This is a genomic window from Pseudomonas sp. NFACC42-2 (assembly GCF_900116055.1).
Taxonomy (GTDB): Bacteria; Pseudomonadota; Gammaproteobacteria; order Pseudomonadales; family Pseudomonadaceae; genus Aquipseudomonas; species Aquipseudomonas marginalis.
Map to the genome: position 1 here is coordinate 177,590 of NZ_FOZO01000004.1, position 18,600 is coordinate 196,189.

Genomic DNA, 18,600 nt, shown 5'->3' on the forward strand with positions numbered 1-18,600 from the left:
ATCGTTGGAAATAATTCGACATGTTATAGTATAGCAATAGAGTCGACGATGAATTTTCTGCCCCGGCCTTTTTTCACTCATGTGGAGTACGGACACTCCTTTATTTGCGGTATTTGTCATGCACAGACGTCAGCTCCTCAACCTGCTCCTGGCCAGCCCTTTGTTTGCTTTGCCGTTCGCCGCCCACGCGACCCAGATCCGCAATGCACGCCTGTGGCGCTCGGACGATAAGCTGCGCCTGGTGTTCGACCTTAGCGGCCCAGTGCAATACAAGACCTTCTCCCTGACTGCCCCGGAGCGCCTGATCATCGACCTGAGCGGCGCCGGTCTCAGTGGTGACTTTTCTCAACTTGAGCTGAAGAACAGCGGGATCACCTCGATTCGCTCGGGGCATTTCGGCAAGGCGGATACGCGCATCGTGCTCGACCTGGCCGCGCCGATGCAGCTCAACAGCTTTGTATTGCCGCCTCAGGACGGGCAGGGCCATCGCCTGGTGCTGGACCTCACCAGCGCCACCCGTGCACCGCGTCAAATCGCGGCTGAAGCCGTGCCCCTGGCGGCCCCGGTGGACAAGGCGCACCCCAGGCGCGACATCATTGTGGTGGTCGACCCCGGCCACGGCGGCAAAGACCCCGGTGCTGTCGGGTCCAAGGGCCAGCGCGAAAAAGACGTGGTGTTGTCTATCGCCCAACTGCTGGCCAAGCGCCTGAAACGCGAAAAGGGTTTTGACGTGAAACTGGTGCGTAACGACGACTTCTTTGTGCCGCTGCGCAAGCGTGTGGACATCGCCCGTCAGCACAAGGCCGATATGTTCATCTCGGTGCATGCCGATGCCGCGCCACGGCTCACGGCCTCGGGCGCCTCGGTGTATGCGCTGTCGGAGGGCGGCGCGACCTCGGCCACGGCGCGCTTTATGGCCCAGCGCGAAAACGGCGCGGATTTGCTGGGCGCCACCACGTTGCTCAATCTCAAGGATAAGGACCCGATGCTGGCCGGGGTGATTCTTGATATGTCGATGAACGCCACCATCGCTTCCAGCCTGCAACTGGGCAGCTCGGTGTTGGGGAGCCTGCAAAGCATCACCAGCCTGCATCAGAAGCGTGTGGAACAGGCGGGGTTCGCGGTGCTCAAGTCACCGGACGTACCGTCGATCCTGGTGGAGACCGGGTTTATCTCCAATGCCCAGGACGCCCAGCGCCTGGTGACGGCGCGCCATCAACAAGCGGTTGCGGATGGCTTGTTCGAAGGCCTGAAAAAATACTTCCAGAAGAACCCGCCGATGAACAGCTATATGGCCTGGGTTCAGGAACAGAAGAATGCTCAGGCCTAACAGCCGGTAATTCGGCTGCACGTGAATTTGGCAGTGGCGCCTCCGGAGCTGGAAAACCGGTTGATCGTGGTCCAACCCACCCGCCGCGTGTAGCCGACCCATGCCTCTCCATCCGACGCCAAACCGGTAAAGAACGTCAGTTGCCCGTAGCGGCTGTTGGTTTGTGCCCAATAACGTTTCCCGATCACCTCGAAACCGCGCAGATACGTGGTGGTGCCCACCGTCGCTACGCTGTAGGCATTGCCTAGCGGGTCCACACAGGCCAACAGATTGGCGCTGCGCGTGCACTTGGCCAGCAAGCTTGGCGCTTGGGCGCAGGCAGGCCCTGCGACTGCCAGTAACAGGGCGCACACCAGGTATTTCATAGGGTGTCTCGGGCTGGGAAGTGTTCAAGCATTGCGCCCTTCGTCGTAACGAGCAAGGGGGATTGGCTTATTTGTATTGTTATACTATAACATAAAAGCACAGCCTGACCCGTGAACCGCTCCCCATGACTGAACAAGACCTGCTGGCCCAACCGCCCGCCGACTACATGAATGAAGCCCAGCAGGGCTTTTTCCGCGAACTGCTGCTGACTCAGCGCCATGAACTGCAAGCGCGCATCGAGGGCGAATTCCTGATGCTGCGCGAGCAGGAGCCCAACAGCGACCCGGCCGATGTGGGCAGCGCCGAAGAACAGCGCCAGTGGCAACTGCGCTTGCTGGAGCGGGAAAAGAAGCTGCTCGACAAGATCGACGACGCCCTCGAACTGCTGGCCCGTGGCGAGTACGGCTGGTGCCGCGAAACCGGTGAGCCCATCGGCCTGCAACGCCTGCTGCTGCGTCCCACCGCCACCCTGTGTATCGAAGCCAAAGAACGTCAAGAGCTGCGCGAACGCCATAAACGGGCGATTTGACCGGCCAACCCTGATGAGGATTACCTGATGCCCAATCGTCTCCCCGTTACCGTGTTGTCCGGCTTTCTCGGCGCCGGTAAAAGCACGCTGCTCAACTACGTCCTGCGCAACCGCGAAAACCTGCGCGTGGCGGTGATCGTCAATGACATGAGCGAAATCAACATCGACGGCAGCGAGGTGCAGCGTGACGTCACTCTCAACCGTTCCGAAGAGAAACTGGTGGAGATGAGTAACGGCTGTATCTGCTGCACCTTGCGTGAAGACTTGCTCGAAGAAGTCGGAAAACTCGCCAAGGAAGGTCGCTTCGATTACCTGCTGATCGAGTCCACCGGTATCTCCGAGCCGTTGCCGGTGGCTGAAACCTTCACCTTCCGTGATGAAAACGAACAAAGCCTGGCCGATATCGCGCGCCTGGACACCATGGTCACCGTGGTCGACGGCATGAACTTCCTGCTCGACTACCAGGCCGCCGAAAGCCTCGCCTCACGGGGCGAAACCCTCGGTGAGGAAGACGAACGCTCGATCACCGACCTGTTGATCGAGCAGATCGAATTCGCCGATGTGATCCTGATCAGCAAGATCGACCTGATCAGCAGCCATGAGCGCGAGGAACTGATGGCGATCCTTGAACGCCTCAACGCCCAGGCGGAAATCATCCCGATGGTCATGGGCGAGGTGCCGCTGCACAAGATCCTCAACACCGGCCGCTTCGACTTCGAACGTGCCGCGCAGGCGCCGGGCTGGTTGCAGGAGCTGCGGGGTGAACATGTACCGGAAACCGAAGAGTACGGTATCGCCTCCACGGCCTACCGCGCGCGTCGGCCCTTCCACCCGCAACGCTTCTTCGACTTTATCGACCGGCCTTGGGTCAACGGCAAATTGCTGCGTTCCAAGGGCTTTTTCTGGCTGGCCAGCAAGCACCAGGATGCGGGTAGTTGGTCCCAGGCCGGTGGCTTGATGCGCCACGGGTTTGCCGGACGCTGGTGGCGCTTTGTGCCAAAAAGCCAATGGCCCCAGGACGAAGAAAGCGTCGCCGCCATCATGGGCAACTGGCAGCTCAGTACCGGCGACTGCCGTCAGGAACTGGTGTTTATCGGACAAAACATCGACTTCGCGCGGATGCGTGCCGAGTTGGACGCGTGCTTGCTCACCGATGAAGAACTGGCCCTGGGTGTCGAAGGTTGGCGCCTGCTGGCTGATCCGTTTGGTCCCTGGTATGAAGAGGCCGCCTGATGCTGGCACCGCTTATCCCCTTGCGCCCGGTGGTGCGCCAGACCTGTGGTGAAACCCCGCTGGCGCTGTCCGATATTCTCGAAGACGGCGTGAACCTGGCGCTGTGGCAGCGCCAATTGCCGTTGCATATCGCCGAGTTCGGCGCCTTGCTGGTGGCGCTCAATGAGCCGTTGGCCGAGTCCTTGGTGATCGAACTCAACAGCGAAGACGCCGAGCCGAACCTGTGCGGTCTGGCGTCCAGCTGCCGCGATCTTGAAGGCTACGAAGGTTTTATCGCCGATGTGTCTTGGCTGGTCAGCGCCTTTGCTTGCCTGCTCGGCGCCAAGCGCATCGGTGTGCGCCTGCGGCTGCTGGATAAAGCCATGTGCCCGCGTTTCCACGTCGACCATGTGCCGGTGCGGCTGATCACCACCTATGCCGGCATCGGCAGCCAGTGGTTGCGCGAAGGGGTGATGGACCGGCGCAAGCTCAGCCAACCGGACGCTGAACCCCGTGAGCGCATCGAACAGATCCGGTGCGGTGAAGTGGCCCTGCTCAAAGGCACCAAATGGCATGGCAACGAAGATCACGGCCTGATCCATCGCTCCCCGGCGTTGAAAGCGAATGAGCGCCGATTGATTCTGACGCTGGATTGGCTCGCGTAACCGCGTAGGATCAAACGCTCTACACGGTCCGAACGATGGCACTCATGCTGCAGAACATTCCCACCCATGTGATTGCCGGGCCCTTGGGCGCCGGCAAGACCAGCCTGATCAAGCACCTGCTCTCCCAACGCCCGGCCAACGAGCGCTGGGCGGTGTTGATCAACGAGTTCGGCCAGATCGGCCTGGACGCTGCACTGCTGACCCTGGATGACGACGGCATTGCCCTCGGCGAAGTTGCCGGTGGCTGCCTCTGTTGTGTGAATGGCGCACCGTTCCAGGTAGGCCTGGGCCGGCTGCTGCGTAAGGCCAAGCCGGATCGTTTGTTTATCGAACCCTCGGGCCTGGGCCATCCTGCACAGTTGCTCAAGCAGTTGCGCGAAGCGCCGTGGCAGCAGGTGCTTGCGGTTCAGCCCTGTGTACTGGTGCTGGACGCCCAGGCGCTGGCGGCGGGCAAACCCTTGCCGCCGGCGCAGCAGGAAGCGTTGGCCAGTGCCGGGCTGTTGGTGTTGAACAAGGATGAGGGGTTGGATGCTGCGCAACGCGAGGCCGTCGAACGACAGCTACCCGATCGCGATATTTATTGGACCCAACAGGCGCACGTGCCGCTCGGCAAACTGCCAGGCTTGAATGCGCAGGCTGAAGCGGCTGTGGATAACTTCGCAGTGCCCAAGGGGTTGGCTCAATTTCCGGCTATCTGGAGCGATCCAGCAGTGCCGATCTGCCTGAGCCAGGCCCAGGAGGGCGGTTGGAGTATCGGTTGGCGCTGGCACCCGAGCCAGCAATTCGATTCCGAGCGTCTGCACCTGTGGCTGACAGCGCTTGAGTGGCGCCGCGCCAAACTGGTTATCCACAGCCGTGATGGATGGATCTCGGCCAACGCGGTGGATAACAGCCCGCTTGCCTGGCAACCCAGCGAATGGCGTCGCGACTCACGTATCGAACTGATCTTCAGTGCACCCCAGGACGTAGCCGCATTGCAGGCCGCACTGGCTGCCTGCCGTTACTGACGGTTCTTGGTGGCGTGGTCCTGGCGCCATTGGCTCAGCTCGATCACATTGGCGCTGGGCAGCGCTTCCTTGACCTCGAACGGGTAGGGCGCCAGTTCGATCTGCGCGCTGTGGGCGCCGAATTGTGTGATGGTCCCGCTGTGACGGGTCTCGCCCGTGACGGTGAACTCGAAATTGTAGATACGCGCCAGACGCCGCCGACCGTTGGCATCCTTCACAAAACCGATGCGCTTCAACGCCACGGCGCCGTCGAGCAATTCGATATCGAGCTTGGCGCAATGCTGCTTGACCCGCGCCAACGCCCGCTCTCGCAGGCCGTGGTTGTGCCATACCCAGGCGGCGCCGGTCGCCAGCAGCATCAACACGAAGATGTTTCCCAGGGTCAGCATGCGAAAAACTCCAACAAAGTGAGAGCAGCTTAACTGTGTCGTCGGTCTGTCGTACAGGCTGCGTTTAGTCGCATACTGCGCGGCCAGAATTTCAATGGCTTTACGGAAATCTCCTGCATGAAACGCACACCTCATCTGCTTGCGATCCAGTCTCATGTGGTCTTTGGCCACGCCGGAAACAGCGCCGCCGTGTTCCCCATGCAGCGGGTCGGGGTGAACGTCTGGCCGCTGAACACGGTGCAGTTCTCCAACCATACCCAGTATGGTCAGTGGGCGGGCGAAGTGTTGGCGCCGCAGCAGATTCCTGCTCTGGTGGAAGGCATTGCCGCCATCGGCGAGCTGGGCAACTGCGATGCGATCCTGTCTGGCTACCTGGGCAGTGCGGATCAGGGCCGCGCGATTCTTACCGGTGTGGCGCGCATCAAGGCCATCAACCCCAAGGCCCTGTACCTGTGCGACCCGGTGATGGGTCACCCGGAAAAAGGCTGCATCGTGCCGCAGGACGTCAGCGATTTCCTGCTGGATGAAGCGGCGGCCATGGCCGATTTCCTGTGCCCCAACCAACTGGAGCTGGACAGCTTTGCCGGGCGCAAGCCGCAATCGCTGTTCGACTGCCTGGGCATGGCCAAGGCATTGCTGGCCCGTGGCCCGAAGGCGGTGCTGGTCAAGCACCTGGATTACCCGGGCAAGTTGCCGGATGGTTTCGAGATGCTGCTGGTAACCGCCGAGGGCAGCTGGCACCTGCGTCGGCCGCTGCTGGCGTTCCCGCGCCAGCCGGTGGGCGTGGGCGACCTGACGTCGGGGTTGTTCCTGGCGCGGGTGCTGTTGGGCGACAGCCTGTTGGCGGCTTTTGAGTTCACGGCCGCGGCGGTGCACGAAGTGCTGCTGGAAACCCAGGCCTGCGCCAGTTATGAACTGGAACTGGTCCGCGCCCAGGACCGCATCGCTCATCCTCGCGTACGTTTCGAGGCGACGCCGATCAGCCTGTAAGTACACAGAACCCAATGTGGGAGGGGGGGCAAACCTCCCACATTTTTTGGTTGGAATTACAGCGCGTCAGCCTTGATTTCCTGGTAGCGCTTCTCAAGCTCCTGGCGGATCTGTCGGCGCTGCTGGGCTTGCACGAACCGGCGCTTGTCTTCGCTGTTGTGCGGTTGCAGCGGCGGTACGGCAGCGGGTTTGCGCTGGTCGTCCACGGCCACCATGGTGAAGAAGCAGCTGTTGGTATGACGTACCGAGCGCTCGCGGATGTTCTCGGTCACCACCTTGATGCCCACTTCCATCGACGTATTGCCGGTGTAGTTGACCGAGGCAAGGAATGTCACCAGCTCGCCGACATGGATCGGTTCGCGAAAAATCACCTGATCCACCGACAGCGTCACCACATAGCGACCGGCATAACGGCTCGCACAGGCGTAGGCCACTTCGTCGAGGTACTTGAGCAAGGTGCCGCCGTGGACATTGCCTGAGAAGTTGGCCATGTCAGGGGTCATCAATACCGTCATCGACAGCTGGGCGTTTCCGGGTTCCATAGCACACTCACGGGTTGTAGGCATTGGTTGGGGGGCACCTCTGCGGGTGCTGGGATCTTTGCAGCGCCATCCCTTACGGGACGCCGGTGGGCGGCTTGCCGTCACGCGTTCACCGATCTGTTTCCATATATTGCACCGGCTTTCCGGCGGAAGTCGCGGTGTTAACCTTCAAAAGCCCATCTCAGGGCATTTCTTACGATCAAGGCAGACTTTTCCTTCCGCATTTTGCGATTTTTCAAAGGCGCGTGCGGAAGTGGGAAAAGCGCCAGTACCCTCAAGGAGCCCCTCGCCATGCACGCCATCAGCTTTATCCAGGACTTGGCCGTGATCATGCTGGTGGCAGGGGTGGTCACCGTCCTGTTTCACCGCCTCAAGCAACCCGTAGTGCTGGGGTACATCGTCGCCGGCTTCATCATTGGCCCGCACACCCCGCCGTTCGGACTGATCCACGACGAAGACACCATCAAGACCCTCGCCGAGCTGGGGGTGATCTTCCTGATGTTCTGCCTGGGCCTGGAGTTCAGCCTGCGCAAGCTGTTCAAGGTGGGGGCCACGGCGTTTATCGCGGCCTTCCTGGAAATCATCCTGATGATCTGGATCGGCTACGAGATTGGCCGCTGGTTCGACTGGAACACCATGGACTCGCTGTTCCTCGGCGCGATCCTGGCGATTTCCTCCACCACCATCATCGTGAAGGCACTCAATGACCTGAAGATGAAAAACCAGCGCTTCGCCCAACTTATTTTTGGCGTGCTGATTGTGGAAGACATCCTCGGCATCGGCATCATCGCCTTGCTCTCGAGCATCGCCGTCAGCGGCACGGTGAGTTCCGGCGAGGTGTTCTCCACGGTCGGCAAGCTCTCGCTGTTCATGATCGTCGCGTTGGTCATCGGTATTTTGCTGGTGCCGCGCCTGCTGGCCTACGTGGCCAAGTTCGAGAGCAACGAAATGCTGCTGATCACCGTACTGGGCCTGTGTTTCGGTTTCTGCCTGCTGGTGGTCAAACTGGAGTACAGCATGGTGCTGGGGGCGTTTCTGATCGGCGCGATCATGGCCGAATCCCGGCAATTGGTTAAGATCGAGCGCCTGATCGAGCCGGTTCGCGACATGTTCAGCGCGATCTTCTTCGTGGCGATCGGCTTGATGATCGACCCGCAGATCCTCCTGCAATACGCCTGGCCGATCGCGGTGATCACCGTGGCCGTGGTGCTGGGCAAGATGCTGTCCTGCGGCCTGGGAGCCTTTATCGCCGGCAATGACGGCCGTACCTCACTGCGCGTAGGCATGGGGCTGTCACAAATTGGCGAGTTTTCCTTCATTATCGCCGCGCTGGGCATGACCTTGCAGGTGACCAGCGACTTCCTGTATCCGGTGGCGGTGGCCGTTTCGGCGATCACTACGCTGCTCACGCCGTACCTGATTCGCGGCGCCGACCCTTTGTCATTGAAGATCGCCGCCGTGATGCCCAAGCGCCTGAGCCGGGTGTTCGGCATGTACGGCGAATGGTTGCGCAGTATTCAGCCGCAAGGCGAGGGCGCAATGCTGGCGTCGATGATCCGCAAGATCATCCTGCAGGTGGGCGTTAACCTGGCGCTGGTGATCGCGATTTTCTTCGCCGGAAGCTTTTTCGCGGTGCGCATTGGTGGGTATCTGGAAGGTTGGATCAGTGATCCAAGCTGGCAGAAGGCGTTGATCTGGGGTGGGGCATTGCTGTTGTCGCTGCCGTTCCTGATTGCGGCGTACCGCAAGCTCAAGGCGCTGTCGATGTTGCTGGCGGAGATGAGCGTGAAGCCGGAAATGGCCGGGCGACATACCCAGCGTGTGCGACGGGTGATTGCGGAGCTGATCCCGATTTTGTCGCTGCTGGTGATCTTTGTGCTATTGGCAGCCTTGTCGGCCAGTATTCTGCCGACCAACAAGTTGCTGGTGCTGATTGCCGTGGTCACGGCGGCGGTGGCGGCCGTGCTCTGGCGATGGTTCATCCGTGTACATACGCGGATGCAGGTCGCCTTGCTGGAGACGCTGGATAACCATAAGGATACGCCGGAGCACTAGTGGGGGCCGCTACGCGGCCCGGCGCGGGACAAGCCCGCTCACCACCGCAAGCCCGTTCGCCACGGGGGTCAGGTCTCAGCTTTCCAGCCAGACGTCCCGCGCCCAGTGCCACACCGATTCCCAGGTCTCTTCGGTGATGAGTTCTTCTTCGCCGGACCACAGCACCACGGTGCCGTCTTCTTCGACGCAGTAGTAATCGTCACCGTCCTGGCAGATCGGGATCATGCTGCGGTCAACACCGGCATCCCAGGCGTTGGCAGCCACGTCCGGCAGGTAGGTGTGGGATTGCGGGTCGGTGACGGTCACCGGCTCCAGGCTGCCGTACACCACATCGCTGACGGTCAGCAGGAATTCACGAAAGACAAACGGGATGTCGATGAACAGCTGTTCCTCGATTTCCACCAGTTGATCTTCGTCAGGCAACTCCAGAGGAACCGGAACCGGTTCATTGGCTTCACGCAATTGTTCGATGATTTCTTCCACGGCCGGGATCCTCTTGCTGATGGCGCGGTTTATAGGGGCGTTTTATACAGTAGCTCGCCATAAGTGCAACCGTGAAATAGAAAACCCCGGACAGGTCCGGGGTTTTTTACAGCTTGCTCAAGCGCGTGGGTATCAGCCGTTCTGGCGGATACCGGCGACCAGCCATGGCTGGTTGTCGCCTTGGGCACGTTCCATGTTCCAGCTTTCGCTGAACACTTCACCCTGGTCGAAACGCGAAGTCTTCGACACGCCACTGAAGGTCAACGTTGCGATGGTCTTGTCGGCGCGATCATCCACACCTTCCAGTTGCACGTGCAGGTCGTCGATATAGGTCGACTGGAAGCCGTCGCCCAGGTCGGCGCGTTCGCGCTTGAGGAACTCCAGCAGTTGTGGGGTCACGAACTCGGAGATCTTGTCCATTTCGTTGGCGTCCCAGTGCTGCTGCAGGGACTGGAAGTGGCTGCGGGCCGCTTCGACGAAACGCTCTTCGTTGAACCACGCCGGTGCGTTGATCACCGGGCGGGCTGCGGCAGGCGCTGCCGAACCACCGAAGATCGAACCCATGGCTGGCTTCTGCTCGAACACTTCACGCTGCATCGGCGCGCCGGCCGGAGCCATGTGCTCCTGCTGCTTGCGGCGACGGGCGGCGATGAAACGGAAGACCAGGAAGGCGATGACCGCCATGATCAGGATGTCGAAGATCTGCATGCCCTGGAAGCCGCCACCCATGAACATGGAAGCGAGCAGGCCACCGGCCGCGATACCGGCCAGAGGGCCCAACCAGCGCGAAGCACCGCCGGCCTTGGCAGCGGCGCCGGCAGCACCGGCTGCGCCTGCGGTAGCGGCAGCACCGCCGGCACCGGCGGATGGAGCCATTTGGCTGGTCTGGTGAGTCGGCGCCGCGCCCGAGCTTTTGCCGCCACCGAAGCGTTTGGCGTTGGCGTCGAGGCTCATCGTCAGGCCGATGCACAACGCCATGGCGATGCTAAGAAAACGTTTCATAAAGGGAATTCCCATTTGTGGATTGCACGCGCGCCATGTTGCACAGGTGTAGTGACAGTGGCTAGCGACATAATGTTTCGGGCTTTTGCGTAAGACCGAATCAGAATGGTCTGTAGGACGTATTACAGATATTGGCCCGCGCTCGTTAAAAACAAGGGCGGGCCAATAACCTTCATGTTGGCAAATGTTTCAGACAGCTTCGAGCTTCGCGTAGCCCATCATCAGCCATTTGCTGCCTTCGGCGAAGTTCACCTGTACCCGAGCCTGGGCACCGGCGCCTTCGAAGTTGAGGATCACGCCTTCGCCGAAGATCGCATGCCTGACCTGCTGGCCCAGGCTGAATGGGGTTTCCGGAATCTCGGAACCGGCGAACATGCTGCCGGAGTTCTGCTGCTGGCCCCCGCCGAACGGACGGCTGACGCTGTTGGACAGGCGCACTTCCTGGATCAGTCCCTTCGGCACTTCACGTACGAAGCGCGACACCTTGTTGTAGGTCTCGCTGCCGTACAGGCGTCGGGTCTCGGCGTAGGTCATCACTAGGTTCTGCATGGCGCGGGTGATGCCCACATAGGCCAGGCGGCGTTCCTCTTCAAGGCGGCCGGGCTCTTCCAGGCTCATCTTGTGGGGGAACAGGCCTTCTTCCATGCCCACCAGGAACACATACGGAAACTCCAGGCCCTTGGCGCTGTGCAAGGTCATCAACTGGATGCTGTCTTCATGCTCATCGGCCTGGGTGTCGCCGGCTTCCAGGGACGCATGGCCGAGGAAGGCGGCGAGCGGGGTCAGCTCTTCGTCTTCCTCGGTGTTTTCGAATGCGCGGGCGGCGCTGACCAGTTCCTCGAGGTTTTCTACCCGGGCCTGGCCTTTCTCGCCTTTTTCCGCTTCGTGATAGGCAATCAGCCCGGATTGCTCGATCACCGTCTGAGTCATCAAGTGCAGGGGCATTTCCGAACACTTGGCCGCGAGGTTCTCGATCAACTCGACAAACACCCCCAGCGCCCCGGCAGCACGCCCCGTCAGGCCTTTATTGGCGATGAGCAGGCGCATGGACTCCCACATCGACACATCGGCATGGCGCGCGTGGTCGCGAATCGCCTCGACGGTTTTCTCGCCGATGCCACGGGCCGGGATATTGATCACCCGCTCCAGTGCCGCGTCGTTGCCACGGCCTTCGAGCAAACGCAGGTAAGCCATGGCGTTCTTGATTTCTGCACGCTCGAAGAAGCGCTGGCCGCCATAAATGCGGTACGGGATGCGCTCGCGCAGCAAGGCTTCTTCCAGCACCCGCGATTGGGCGTTGGAACGGTACAGAATCGCGATATCGCTACGGGCAAGGCCGGTTTTCAGCGCGCTTTCGATGGTTTCCACTACGTAGCGCGCTTCATCGTGCTCGTTGAACGCGGCATACAGGTTGATCGCCTCGCCTTCGCCGCCGTCGGTCCACAGCTCTTTGCCCAGGCGCCCCGTGTTGTTGGCGATCAAGGCGTTGGCGGCCTTGAGGATGCCGGCGGTGGAGCGGTAGTTCTGCTCCAGGCGGATGGTGACCGCGTCCGGGAAATCCTCGGAATACTGGTAGATGTTCTCGATTTTCGCGCCACGCCAGCCGTAGATCGACTGGTCGTCGTCGCCCACCACCATCAGGCTGTCGCCGCCCTTGGCCAGCAGACGCAACCAGGCGTACTGCACGGCGTTGGTGTCCTGGAACTCGTCCACCAGAATGTGACGGAAGCGTTTCTGGTAATGGGCCAGCAAACCCGGATTGTCGCGCCACAGGTCGAGGGCGCGCAGCAGCAGCTCGGAGAAGTCGATGACGCCGGCGCGTGCGCAGGCGGCCTCGTAGGCTTCATAAATGCTGCGCATGGTGGCCAGGAACAAATCGCCGCTGGCCTGGATGTGCTGCGGGCGCAGGCCTTCGTCTTTCTGGCCGTTGATAAACCACTGGGCCTGGCGTGCCGGCCAGCGCTGTTCGTCGAGACCCAGCTCGCGGATCACGCGCTTGACCAGGCGTTGCTGGTCATCGCTGTCGAGGATCTGGAAGGTCTGGGCCAGGCCCGCTTCCTGCCAGTGTGCCCGCAACAGGCGGTGCGCCAGGCCGTGGAAGGTGCCCACCCACATACCGGCCGGGCTGATGCCCATCAACTGCTCGATGCGGTGGCGCATCTCGGCAGCGGCCTTGTTGGTGAAAGTCACCGACAGGATCGAATGCGGGGACGCGTTCTCGACCTGGATCAACCAGGCGATACGGTGCACCAGCACTCGGGTTTTACCGGAGCCAGCACCGGCCAGGACCAACTGACGGCCAACGGGGGCCGCTACGGCCTGGCGTTGGGCATCGTTGAGGGAGTTCAGCAAAAGAGAGAGATCATCGCGCATCGACGCATTCTATGGGCCTGAGGGGGCTCGGGCAAATCCCAATGCCGGGTGGTCGACGCAAAACGTCTCGCGTGGTCCCGGCCGGGCAAACATTCTGGCAGGGCTGATGACCGGTAAGTCATGGGCCACAGCCCGCGCCGGGCCTCGCTCAAAGGGTCTGGCCCCGAGGTTTGCGGCTGTTCACAGGGTGACTTTTATGATCTGGAGCAGTTTGGCCCAAGCGCTTGCTTGTGTATGCTCCGTCGACGTTTCGGGCTCACCATTATAAGAACACTGCCTATGACTCTCAGCACCGACCTGCTCGGCCCCTCGGCGGCGCCCGCGCAGGTTATCCGCAAACATTACGCTACCGAGATGGCGGTCGAGCGCACACGCCTGCTCTATCAGGGCTCGTTGCTGCCCACCTTATTAATGCTCGTCAACGGCCTGGTCTGCGCCTGGCTGCTGTGGAACCCCAGGCAATACCTGCTCGACAGCGTCTGGCTGGTGTGGCTGCTGGCCCTGGTGGCGATGCGTGTGATCCAGGTGGCGGCCTTTGATTCGGCCATGCCCAGCCGCCAGGCCCAACCGATCTGGCGGCGTATGTTCATGCTCGGCTCGGCGGTCAGTGGCCTGACCCTGGCCACCGCAGCCATTGCCCTGGTGCCGGTGGACAGCTTTCTGCAGCAGGCCTGGGTGTTCGGCCTGATCGGGGCGGCGACGCTGTCAGCCAGCGTTGCCTACGCCGTGAGCTTTCCGGCGTTCCTGTCCTTTGCCTTGCCGTGCCTGGTGCCGGCCATAACCTATCTGTTCTGGAATGGCGCCCCGCAGCAACAGGGCTGGGGTGTGCTCGGCCTGATCCTGCTGGCCTCCCTGAGCGTGGTGGCGTGGCAGGTCAACCGCCTGATCCAGCGTGGGCTGTTGCGGCGCTTCCAGAACCAGGCATTGATCGAGCATCTGCAGCAGGCACAGCAGCGCAGCGAGCAACTGAATCAGGATCTTGTGCGCGAAGTCGAGCAGCGGCGTCAGGTCGAGCAGGAGTTGCGTGAGGCGCAAATCGGCCTGCAGGACCGCGTGGCGCAACGCAGCCAGGAACTGGACGCCGCCAGCCTGGCCCTGAATAAAAGCGAGGCGCGCCTGGCCATGGCCCTGCAAGCCAGTGAGCTGGGCCTGTGGGACTGGAACCTGCAAACCGATGAGGTTCACCACACCCAGCTCAAAGAGCTGTTCGGCCTCGAGCCCGAGTACGTCACGGCCATGCTCGGCCACCTCAAGCCGCGCCTGCACCCCGACGACCTGCCGCTGCTCAAGCGGGCGCTGGTGGAGCACCTTAAAGGGCGCACTGAGGATTACCAGGTGGAATACCGCGTGCGCCATGGCGATGGCCACTGGGTGTGGATCGAAGACCGCGGTCGCGCCGTGGAGCGTGCACCCAGCGGGCGAGTGATTCGAATGCTCGGCACCCGCCGCGACATCAGCGCCGGCAAAGCCCTGGAAGAGCAGCAGCGGTTGGCCTCGACCGTATTCGAGGCAGCCAGCGAAGGCATCGTCATCCTTGACCCGGACTACGCGCTGATCGCGGTCAACCAGGCTTTCAGCCGTGTCACCGGGTTTGAAATCGACGATATGCTCGGTCGCAATGTCGTCGAGCTGCCCAGCAGCCGCGATGCCCGGCGCCACTTCCCGGTCATCCGCCAAGCCTTGCTCAGCCATGGCACCTGGCAGGGTGAGCTGGTGGAAACACGCAAGAACGGCGAGTTGTACCCGCAGTGGCTGCAACTGAACGTAGTGCGCGATGTTCGGGGAAAGGTCAGCCATATCGTGGGCTTCTTCGCCGATCTGTCAGCGCGGCGCGAATCCGAGGAGCGCATGCGCTACCTCACCCACTACGATGAGTTGACCGGCCTGGCCAACCGCTCGCTGTTCCGCGAACGGCTGCGCGAGGCCCATCAGCGTGTACGCCAGGGCGGGCGCAGCCTGGCGTTGCTGCATATCAACCTCGACCGCTTCAAGTTGCTCAATGACAGCCTGGGCCATGAAGTGGCCGACCAGTTGCTGCAAAAGATGGCCCGTCGGTTGATCAATGCCTTGCCCGAGGCCGACACCATTGCGCGTTTGTCCGGCGATGAGTTCGCCGTGCTGTTCGACGCCTACGGCAACCTGTCGAGCCTGGCACGGGTGGCCACGCGGCTGCTGGCCAAGCTGCGGGTACCGGTGACGGTAGAAGGGCATGAGTTGGTGGTGAGTGCGTCGATGGGCATCAGCCTGTTGCCGGATAACGCGCGGGAAATTTCTGCGCTGGTCAGTCAATCGAACATGGCCATGCAGCACGCCAAGCACCTGGGCGGCAATAACTTCCAGTTCTACACCGACAGCCTGCAAGCCAGCACCCTGGAGCGTTTGCAGCTGGAAAACCATCTGCGCAAAGCCATCGATGAGCGTCAGCTCACGGTGTTCTACCAGCCGAAACTGTGCCTGGCCACGGGCAAGCTTGACGCTGCCGAAGCGCTGATCCGCTGGGAGCATCCGCAGTGGGGCATGGTGCCGCCAGGCGACTTTATCGGCCTGGCCGAAGAAACGGGCCTGATCGTACCGCTGGGCGAATTCGTGCTGCGCCAGGCGTGCTGGCAGGCCTGTGAGTGGCAGCGCCAGGGGCTGCCACCGATCCGCGTGTCGGTGAATCTCTCGGTGCACCAGTTGCGCCAGGGCAAGCTGGTCAGCCTGGTGCGCCAGGTATTGGAAGAGACCGGCCTGGACCCGCAATACCTCGAACTGGAACTGACCGAGAGCCAGTTGCTCGACAGTGTTGAACACATCATTGCGACCTTCCAGCAACTGCGCGACCTGGGCGTGAAGCTGGCGATCGACGACTTTGGCACCGGCTATTCATCCCTCAGTTACCTCAAGCGCATCCCTGTGGATTACGTAAAGATCGACCAGACCTTTATCCGCGGCCTCGGCCAGGGACGGGAAGACGCCGCCATTACCCGAGCGATCATTGCGATGGCTCACGGTCTGGCGCTCAAGGTGGTGGCCGAAGGCGTGGAAGATCAGCAGCAGCTGGATTTCCTGCGTACAGAACGATGCGATGAGGTGCAGGGCTACCTGATCAGTCGGCCGATGGAGGCCGAAGGGCTGGCAGATTTGTTACGCAACAATGCAGATTTTCCCTGAAGACAGTCCGCACGCCCCTATGGCTACAAGGCAGCTGCCCGCTGATTCAAAGGGCATCAGGGCGATTTAGTGATGCATCGGGCGGGCAAAACGGCAATTCTTGTAGTATAACTACAAGCTTGCTACATCCCTGGCCCTGCCAATAACAAGAGTCCTGCCCTTTGAACCTGTTGCAACATATCGCCCAGTCGCGCCACCTGTTACGCAAATCGGAACTCAAGGTTGCCGATCACGTGCTGCTTGACCCTGCGGCCGTGATGCACAGTTCCATGGCCGACCTGGCCCACAGCGTGGGCATCAGCGAGCCGACCATCGTGCGCTTCTGCCGCGCCATCGGTTGCTCCGGGTTCCAGGACTTGAAGCTCAAGCTGGCCCAGAGCCTGGCCGCCGGCGCGAGCTTCGGCCAGTTTGCGATCCACGAAGACGATTCCGTCGCCGACTACAGCCTGAAAATCTTCGACACCACCTTGCACACGCTCATGGAGGTGCGCGAGAAGCTTGACCCGGTAGAGCTGCAAAAGGCCGTGACCGCCATGTCCCAGGCCCAGCGCGTCGAGTTCTACGGGTTCGGTGCTTCCGGCGCCGTGGCTGCCGATGCCCAGCACAAGTTCTTCCGCCTGCTGCTCACCGCCGCGGCCTATAGCGACCCGCACATGCAGGCGATGTCGGCGGTGACCTTGAAGCCGACCGACGTGGCGATCTGCATTTCCCAGTCGGGCCGCTCCAAAGACCTGCTGATCACCGCCAACCTGGTGCGTGAAAGCGGCGCGACATTGATTACCTTGTGCCCGAGCCAGACGCCGTTGGCGGAGCTGTCCACGGTCAACCTGGCGATCGATGTGCACGAAGACACCGAGATCTACACCCCGCTGACGTCGCGTATCGCGCACCTGGTGGTGATCGACGTGCTGGCGATGGGCGTGGCCATGGCGCGGGGCCCGAGCCTGGTCAACCACCTCAAGAGCGTGAAGCGCAGCTTGCGCAGCCTGCGGTTGTCGCCCAAGTCCGTCAAAGCCCTCGACGACTGATCCAAGGTTGCAGGGGTTCCAAATGTGGGAGGGGGCTTGCTCCCGATAGCGGTGGGTCAGTCACCAGATACATTGACTGTCTCACTGCCATCGGGGGCAAGCCCCCTCCCACATTTGCATCTTCTGTGTGCCCACAATCTTCATCAGGCTGTCATCGCCCCGTCATCCCCCAAGGCCATCCTGAACTCCCGTACTCGCATTGGGAGACTCCAAATGGCCCGGCCCTACGAAGACAGCAACAGCTCCGTCAAGACCCGTCGTCAACAGGAAGACCAGCGCCGCATGGCGTTCCGTCGCGCAATCGAAGACCGCTGCGACCAGCGCCAGCTGCAGCAGAGCATCAGTGACTACCCGGAACTCCACTGGCAGGCACCCGCGGCTGCCCAGCGAAACGTTCAGCCAACGCGCTGATCTGCACCCGTTCGCTGCGGATAAAGCCCAGGAACGCATGGGCCACGGGTGACAGGCGCTTGGCCTTGGCCTGCACCAGGCACCAGCTGCGGTACAGCGGCAGTTCTTCCACCGGCAGCTCCTTGAGCCCGCCGGTGGCCAGTTCCATGTTGACCGCATGGCGCGTCAGCAAGGCCACGCCCAGGCCGGCGCATACGCATTCACGTTGCGCCTCGGCGGAGGCCACTTCCACCGTCTGGGTGAAGTGCACGCGTTTCTCCTTGAAATACTCCTCGCAGGCCAGTCGCGTGCCGGAGCCTGGTTCGCGCAGCAACAGCGTGTAGGGTTCCAGGTCCTGCAAACGCAACGGCCCTTGCAGGCTCAAAGGATGATCGGGTGGCGCCACGGCCACGATCGGATTGTTGAGGAACGGCAGGAATTCCAGGCCCATGTCCTGGGGCACCATGGACATGATCACCAGGTCATCACGGTTGTCGGAGAGGCGGCGGATCACCTGGGCGCGGTTGACTACGGTCAGGTGCAGTTGCACCTCGGGATGCTGGCGTTTGAACGCGGCAAACAGGTGCGGCACGAAGTACTTGGCGCTGGATTCAATCGCGAGCTTCAGCTGGCCTTGCAACGAGCCTTGCATGTCCGACAGCTGCATATCGAGGTTTTCCAGGCGCCCGAAAATATCCCGGCTGGCCCGTTGCAGGGCTTCGGCCGCCTCGGTCATGTAGAGCTTTTTGCCGACATAATCGAACAGCGGCTGGCCGACCAGCTCTTCGAGCTGGCGAATTTGCAGGCTCACGGCCGGTTGGGTGAGAGACATTTCCTCGGCCGCGCGGCTGTAAGAGCGCAAATCGCACACTTCATTGAAGATCTGCAATTGACGCAATGTCATACGCATCAGTGACTTACGCATTAATCAAATCCTCTCGCCCCAGGTCGACCGGCCAACTATAAGTCTTTACTTATGAGCGACCCAATAATTATTGATTTTTGTTAATCCCTCCACGGGCTTAGTGTGTGGCTGCGACTGGCTTGAAACATTTAGTCACGCGCCGACCCGGCTCCAGCGGGTCG

General features: G+C 61.4%; 17 protein-coding genes. 10 read left to right on the plus strand and 7 right to left on the minus strand.

Going from position 1 to position 18,600, the window contains the following annotated elements:
* Positions 1-118 precede the first annotated feature (118 nt).
* On the plus strand, positions 119-1,330 hold the full coding sequence (locus tag BM416_RS11635; RefSeq protein WP_092488159.1) for an N-acetylmuramoyl-L-alanine amidase: 1,212 nt from the start codon (positions 119-121) through the stop codon (positions 1,328-1,330).
* Here BM416_RS11635 and BM416_RS11640 read toward each other — a convergent pair.
* The gene (locus BM416_RS11640) at positions 1,327-1,695 is read right to left on the minus strand and encodes a glutamine synthetase (RefSeq protein ID WP_092488160.1); all 369 of its coding nucleotides are present in this window, start codon (positions 1,693-1,695) and stop codon (positions 1,327-1,329) included. The genes BM416_RS11635 and BM416_RS11640 overlap by 4 nt on opposite strands.
* Before the next feature lie 125 nt (positions 1,696-1,820).
* Here BM416_RS11640 and dksA point away from each other — a divergent pair, with 125 nt between their 5' ends.
* The 4 genes from dksA to BM416_RS11660 are packed head-to-tail and all read left to right on the plus strand — an operon-like array spanning position 1,821 to position 5,109.
* Entirely contained in the window at positions 1,821-2,225 is a 405-nt protein-coding gene (gene dksA / locus BM416_RS11645) for an RNA polymerase-binding protein DksA (RefSeq protein ID WP_092488161.1), read from the plus strand.
* A gap of 27 nt (positions 2,226-2,252) precedes the next feature.
* Positions 2,253-3,458, plus strand: coding sequence for a zinc metallochaperone GTPase ZigA (gene zigA, locus BM416_RS11650; protein WP_065926775.1), 1,206 nt, complete (start codon positions 2,253-2,255; stop codon positions 3,456-3,458).
* Positions 3,458-4,102 carry a DUF1826 domain-containing protein gene (locus BM416_RS11655; protein WP_092488162.1) on the plus strand — a complete coding sequence of 215 codons (645 nt, stop codon included), beginning with the start codon at positions 3,458-3,460 and terminating at the stop codon, positions 4,100-4,102. The genes zigA and BM416_RS11655 overlap by 1 nt, the downstream gene beginning before the upstream one ends.
* Before the next feature lie 44 nt (positions 4,103-4,146).
* Positions 4,147-5,109 carry a CobW family GTP-binding protein gene (locus BM416_RS11660; protein WP_092488163.1) on the plus strand — a complete coding sequence of 321 codons (963 nt, stop codon included), beginning with the start codon at positions 4,147-4,149 and terminating at the stop codon, positions 5,107-5,109.
* Here BM416_RS11660 and BM416_RS11665 read toward each other — a convergent pair.
* The gene (locus BM416_RS11665) at positions 5,103-5,498 is read right to left on the minus strand and encodes a DUF3301 domain-containing protein (protein WP_065926772.1); all 396 of its coding nucleotides are present in this window, start codon (positions 5,496-5,498) and stop codon (positions 5,103-5,105) included. The genes BM416_RS11660 and BM416_RS11665 overlap by 7 nt on opposite strands.
* 117 nt (positions 5,499-5,615) lie before the next feature.
* Here BM416_RS11665 and pdxY point away from each other — a divergent pair, with 117 nt between their 5' ends.
* Positions 5,616-6,488 (plus strand): pyridoxal kinase PdxY, encoded by an 873-nt coding sequence (pdxY, locus tag BM416_RS11670; RefSeq protein WP_065926771.1) that lies wholly within the window; start codon positions 5,616-5,618, stop codon positions 6,486-6,488.
* A 56-nt stretch (positions 6,489-6,544) separates the two neighbouring features.
* Here pdxY and BM416_RS11675 read toward each other — a convergent pair whose 3' ends face one another.
* The gene (locus BM416_RS11675) at positions 6,545-7,030 is read right to left on the minus strand and encodes an acyl-CoA thioesterase (protein ID WP_003177014.1); all 486 of its coding nucleotides are present in this window, start codon (positions 7,028-7,030) and stop codon (positions 6,545-6,547) included.
* A 291-nt stretch (positions 7,031-7,321) separates the two neighbouring features.
* On the opposite strand from BM416_RS11675, the gene BM416_RS11680 reads away from it, so the two are divergent.
* Entirely contained in the window at positions 7,322-9,085 is a 1,764-nt protein-coding gene (locus BM416_RS11680) for a cation:proton antiporter (RefSeq protein ID WP_027608216.1), read from the plus strand.
* Between the two features lie 75 nt (positions 9,086-9,160).
* Here BM416_RS11680 and BM416_RS11685 read toward each other — a convergent pair whose 3' ends face one another.
* The 3 genes from BM416_RS11685 to uvrD all read right to left on the minus strand — a co-directional run bounded on the left by BM416_RS11685 (position 9,161) and on the right by uvrD (position 12,943).
* Entirely contained in the window at positions 9,161-9,568 is a 408-nt protein-coding gene (locus BM416_RS11685; RefSeq protein ID WP_092488164.1) for an SMI1/KNR4 family protein, read from the minus strand.
* Between the two features lie 132 nt (positions 9,569-9,700).
* The gene (locus BM416_RS11690; protein ID WP_092488165.1) at positions 9,701-10,570 is read right to left on the minus strand and encodes a Tim44 domain-containing protein; all 870 of its coding nucleotides are present in this window, start codon (positions 10,568-10,570) and stop codon (positions 9,701-9,703) included.
* Between the two features lie 189 nt (positions 10,571-10,759).
* On the minus strand, positions 10,760-12,943 hold the full coding sequence (gene uvrD / locus BM416_RS11695) for a DNA helicase II (protein WP_092488166.1): 2,184 nt from the start codon (positions 12,941-12,943) through the stop codon (positions 10,760-10,762).
* A 279-nt stretch (positions 12,944-13,222) separates the two neighbouring features.
* Between uvrD and BM416_RS11700 the strand changes: the two genes are divergently transcribed.
* The 3 genes from BM416_RS11700 (at position 13,223) to BM416_RS30830 (ending at position 17,535) form a co-directional block, all read left to right on the plus strand.
* Positions 13,223-16,096, plus strand: coding sequence for an EAL domain-containing protein (locus BM416_RS11700; protein WP_092488167.1), 2,874 nt, complete (start codon positions 13,223-13,225; stop codon positions 16,094-16,096).
* Positions 16,097-16,257: 161 nt separating this feature from the next.
* Positions 16,258-17,124 (plus strand): transcriptional regulator HexR, encoded by an 867-nt coding sequence (gene hexR, locus BM416_RS11705; protein WP_010168370.1) that lies wholly within the window; start codon positions 16,258-16,260, stop codon positions 17,122-17,124.
* Between the two features lie 213 nt (positions 17,125-17,337).
* Positions 17,338-17,535, plus strand: a complete 198-nt coding sequence (locus BM416_RS30830; RefSeq protein ID WP_074848013.1) for a PA3496 family putative envelope integrity protein — start codon at positions 17,338-17,340, stop codon at positions 17,533-17,535.
* Here BM416_RS30830 and BM416_RS11715 read toward each other — a convergent pair.
* On the minus strand, positions 17,465-18,439 hold the full coding sequence (locus tag BM416_RS11715; RefSeq protein WP_027608220.1) for a LysR family transcriptional regulator: 975 nt from the start codon (positions 18,437-18,439) through the stop codon (positions 17,465-17,467). The genes BM416_RS30830 and BM416_RS11715 overlap by 71 nt on opposite strands.
* Positions 18,440-18,600 lie beyond the last annotated feature (161 nt).

Coding starts and splice junctions, on each gene's coding strand:
- BM416_RS11635 (WP_092488159.1), top strand. CDS start 119: ATGCACAGACGTCAGCTCCTCAACCTGCTCCTGGCCAGCCCTTTGTTT.
- BM416_RS11640 (WP_092488160.1), bottom strand. CDS start 1,695: ATGAAATACCTGGTGTGCGCCCTGTTACTGGCAGTCGCAGGGCCTGCC.
- dksA (WP_092488161.1), top strand. CDS start 1,821: ATGACTGAACAAGACCTGCTGGCCCAACCGCCCGCCGACTACATGAAT.
- zigA (WP_065926775.1), top strand. CDS start 2,253: ATGCCCAATCGTCTCCCCGTTACCGTGTTGTCCGGCTTTCTCGGCGCC.
- BM416_RS11655 (WP_092488162.1), top strand. CDS start 3,458: ATGCTGGCACCGCTTATCCCCTTGCGCCCGGTGGTGCGCCAGACCTGT.
- BM416_RS11660 (WP_092488163.1), top strand. CDS start 4,147: ATGCTGCAGAACATTCCCACCCATGTGATTGCCGGGCCCTTGGGCGCC.
- BM416_RS11665 (WP_065926772.1), bottom strand. CDS start 5,498: ATGCTGACCCTGGGAAACATCTTCGTGTTGATGCTGCTGGCGACCGGC.
- pdxY (WP_065926771.1), top strand. CDS start 5,616: ATGAAACGCACACCTCATCTGCTTGCGATCCAGTCTCATGTGGTCTTT.
- BM416_RS11675 (WP_003177014.1), bottom strand. CDS start 7,030: ATGGAACCCGGAAACGCCCAGCTGTCGATGACGGTATTGATGACCCCT.
- BM416_RS11680 (WP_027608216.1), top strand. CDS start 7,322: ATGCACGCCATCAGCTTTATCCAGGACTTGGCCGTGATCATGCTGGTG.
- BM416_RS11690 (WP_092488165.1), bottom strand. CDS start 10,570: ATGAAACGTTTTCTTAGCATCGCCATGGCGTTGTGCATCGGCCTGACG.
- uvrD (WP_092488166.1), bottom strand. CDS start 12,943: ATGCGCGATGATCTCTCTCTTTTGCTGAACTCCCTCAACGATGCCCAA.
- BM416_RS11700 (WP_092488167.1), top strand. CDS start 13,223: ATGACTCTCAGCACCGACCTGCTCGGCCCCTCGGCGGCGCCCGCGCAG.
- BM416_RS30830 (WP_074848013.1), top strand. CDS start 17,338: ATGGCCCGGCCCTACGAAGACAGCAACAGCTCCGTCAAGACCCGTCGT.
- BM416_RS11715 (WP_027608220.1), bottom strand. CDS start 18,439: ATGCGTAAGTCACTGATGCGTATGACATTGCGTCAATTGCAGATCTTC.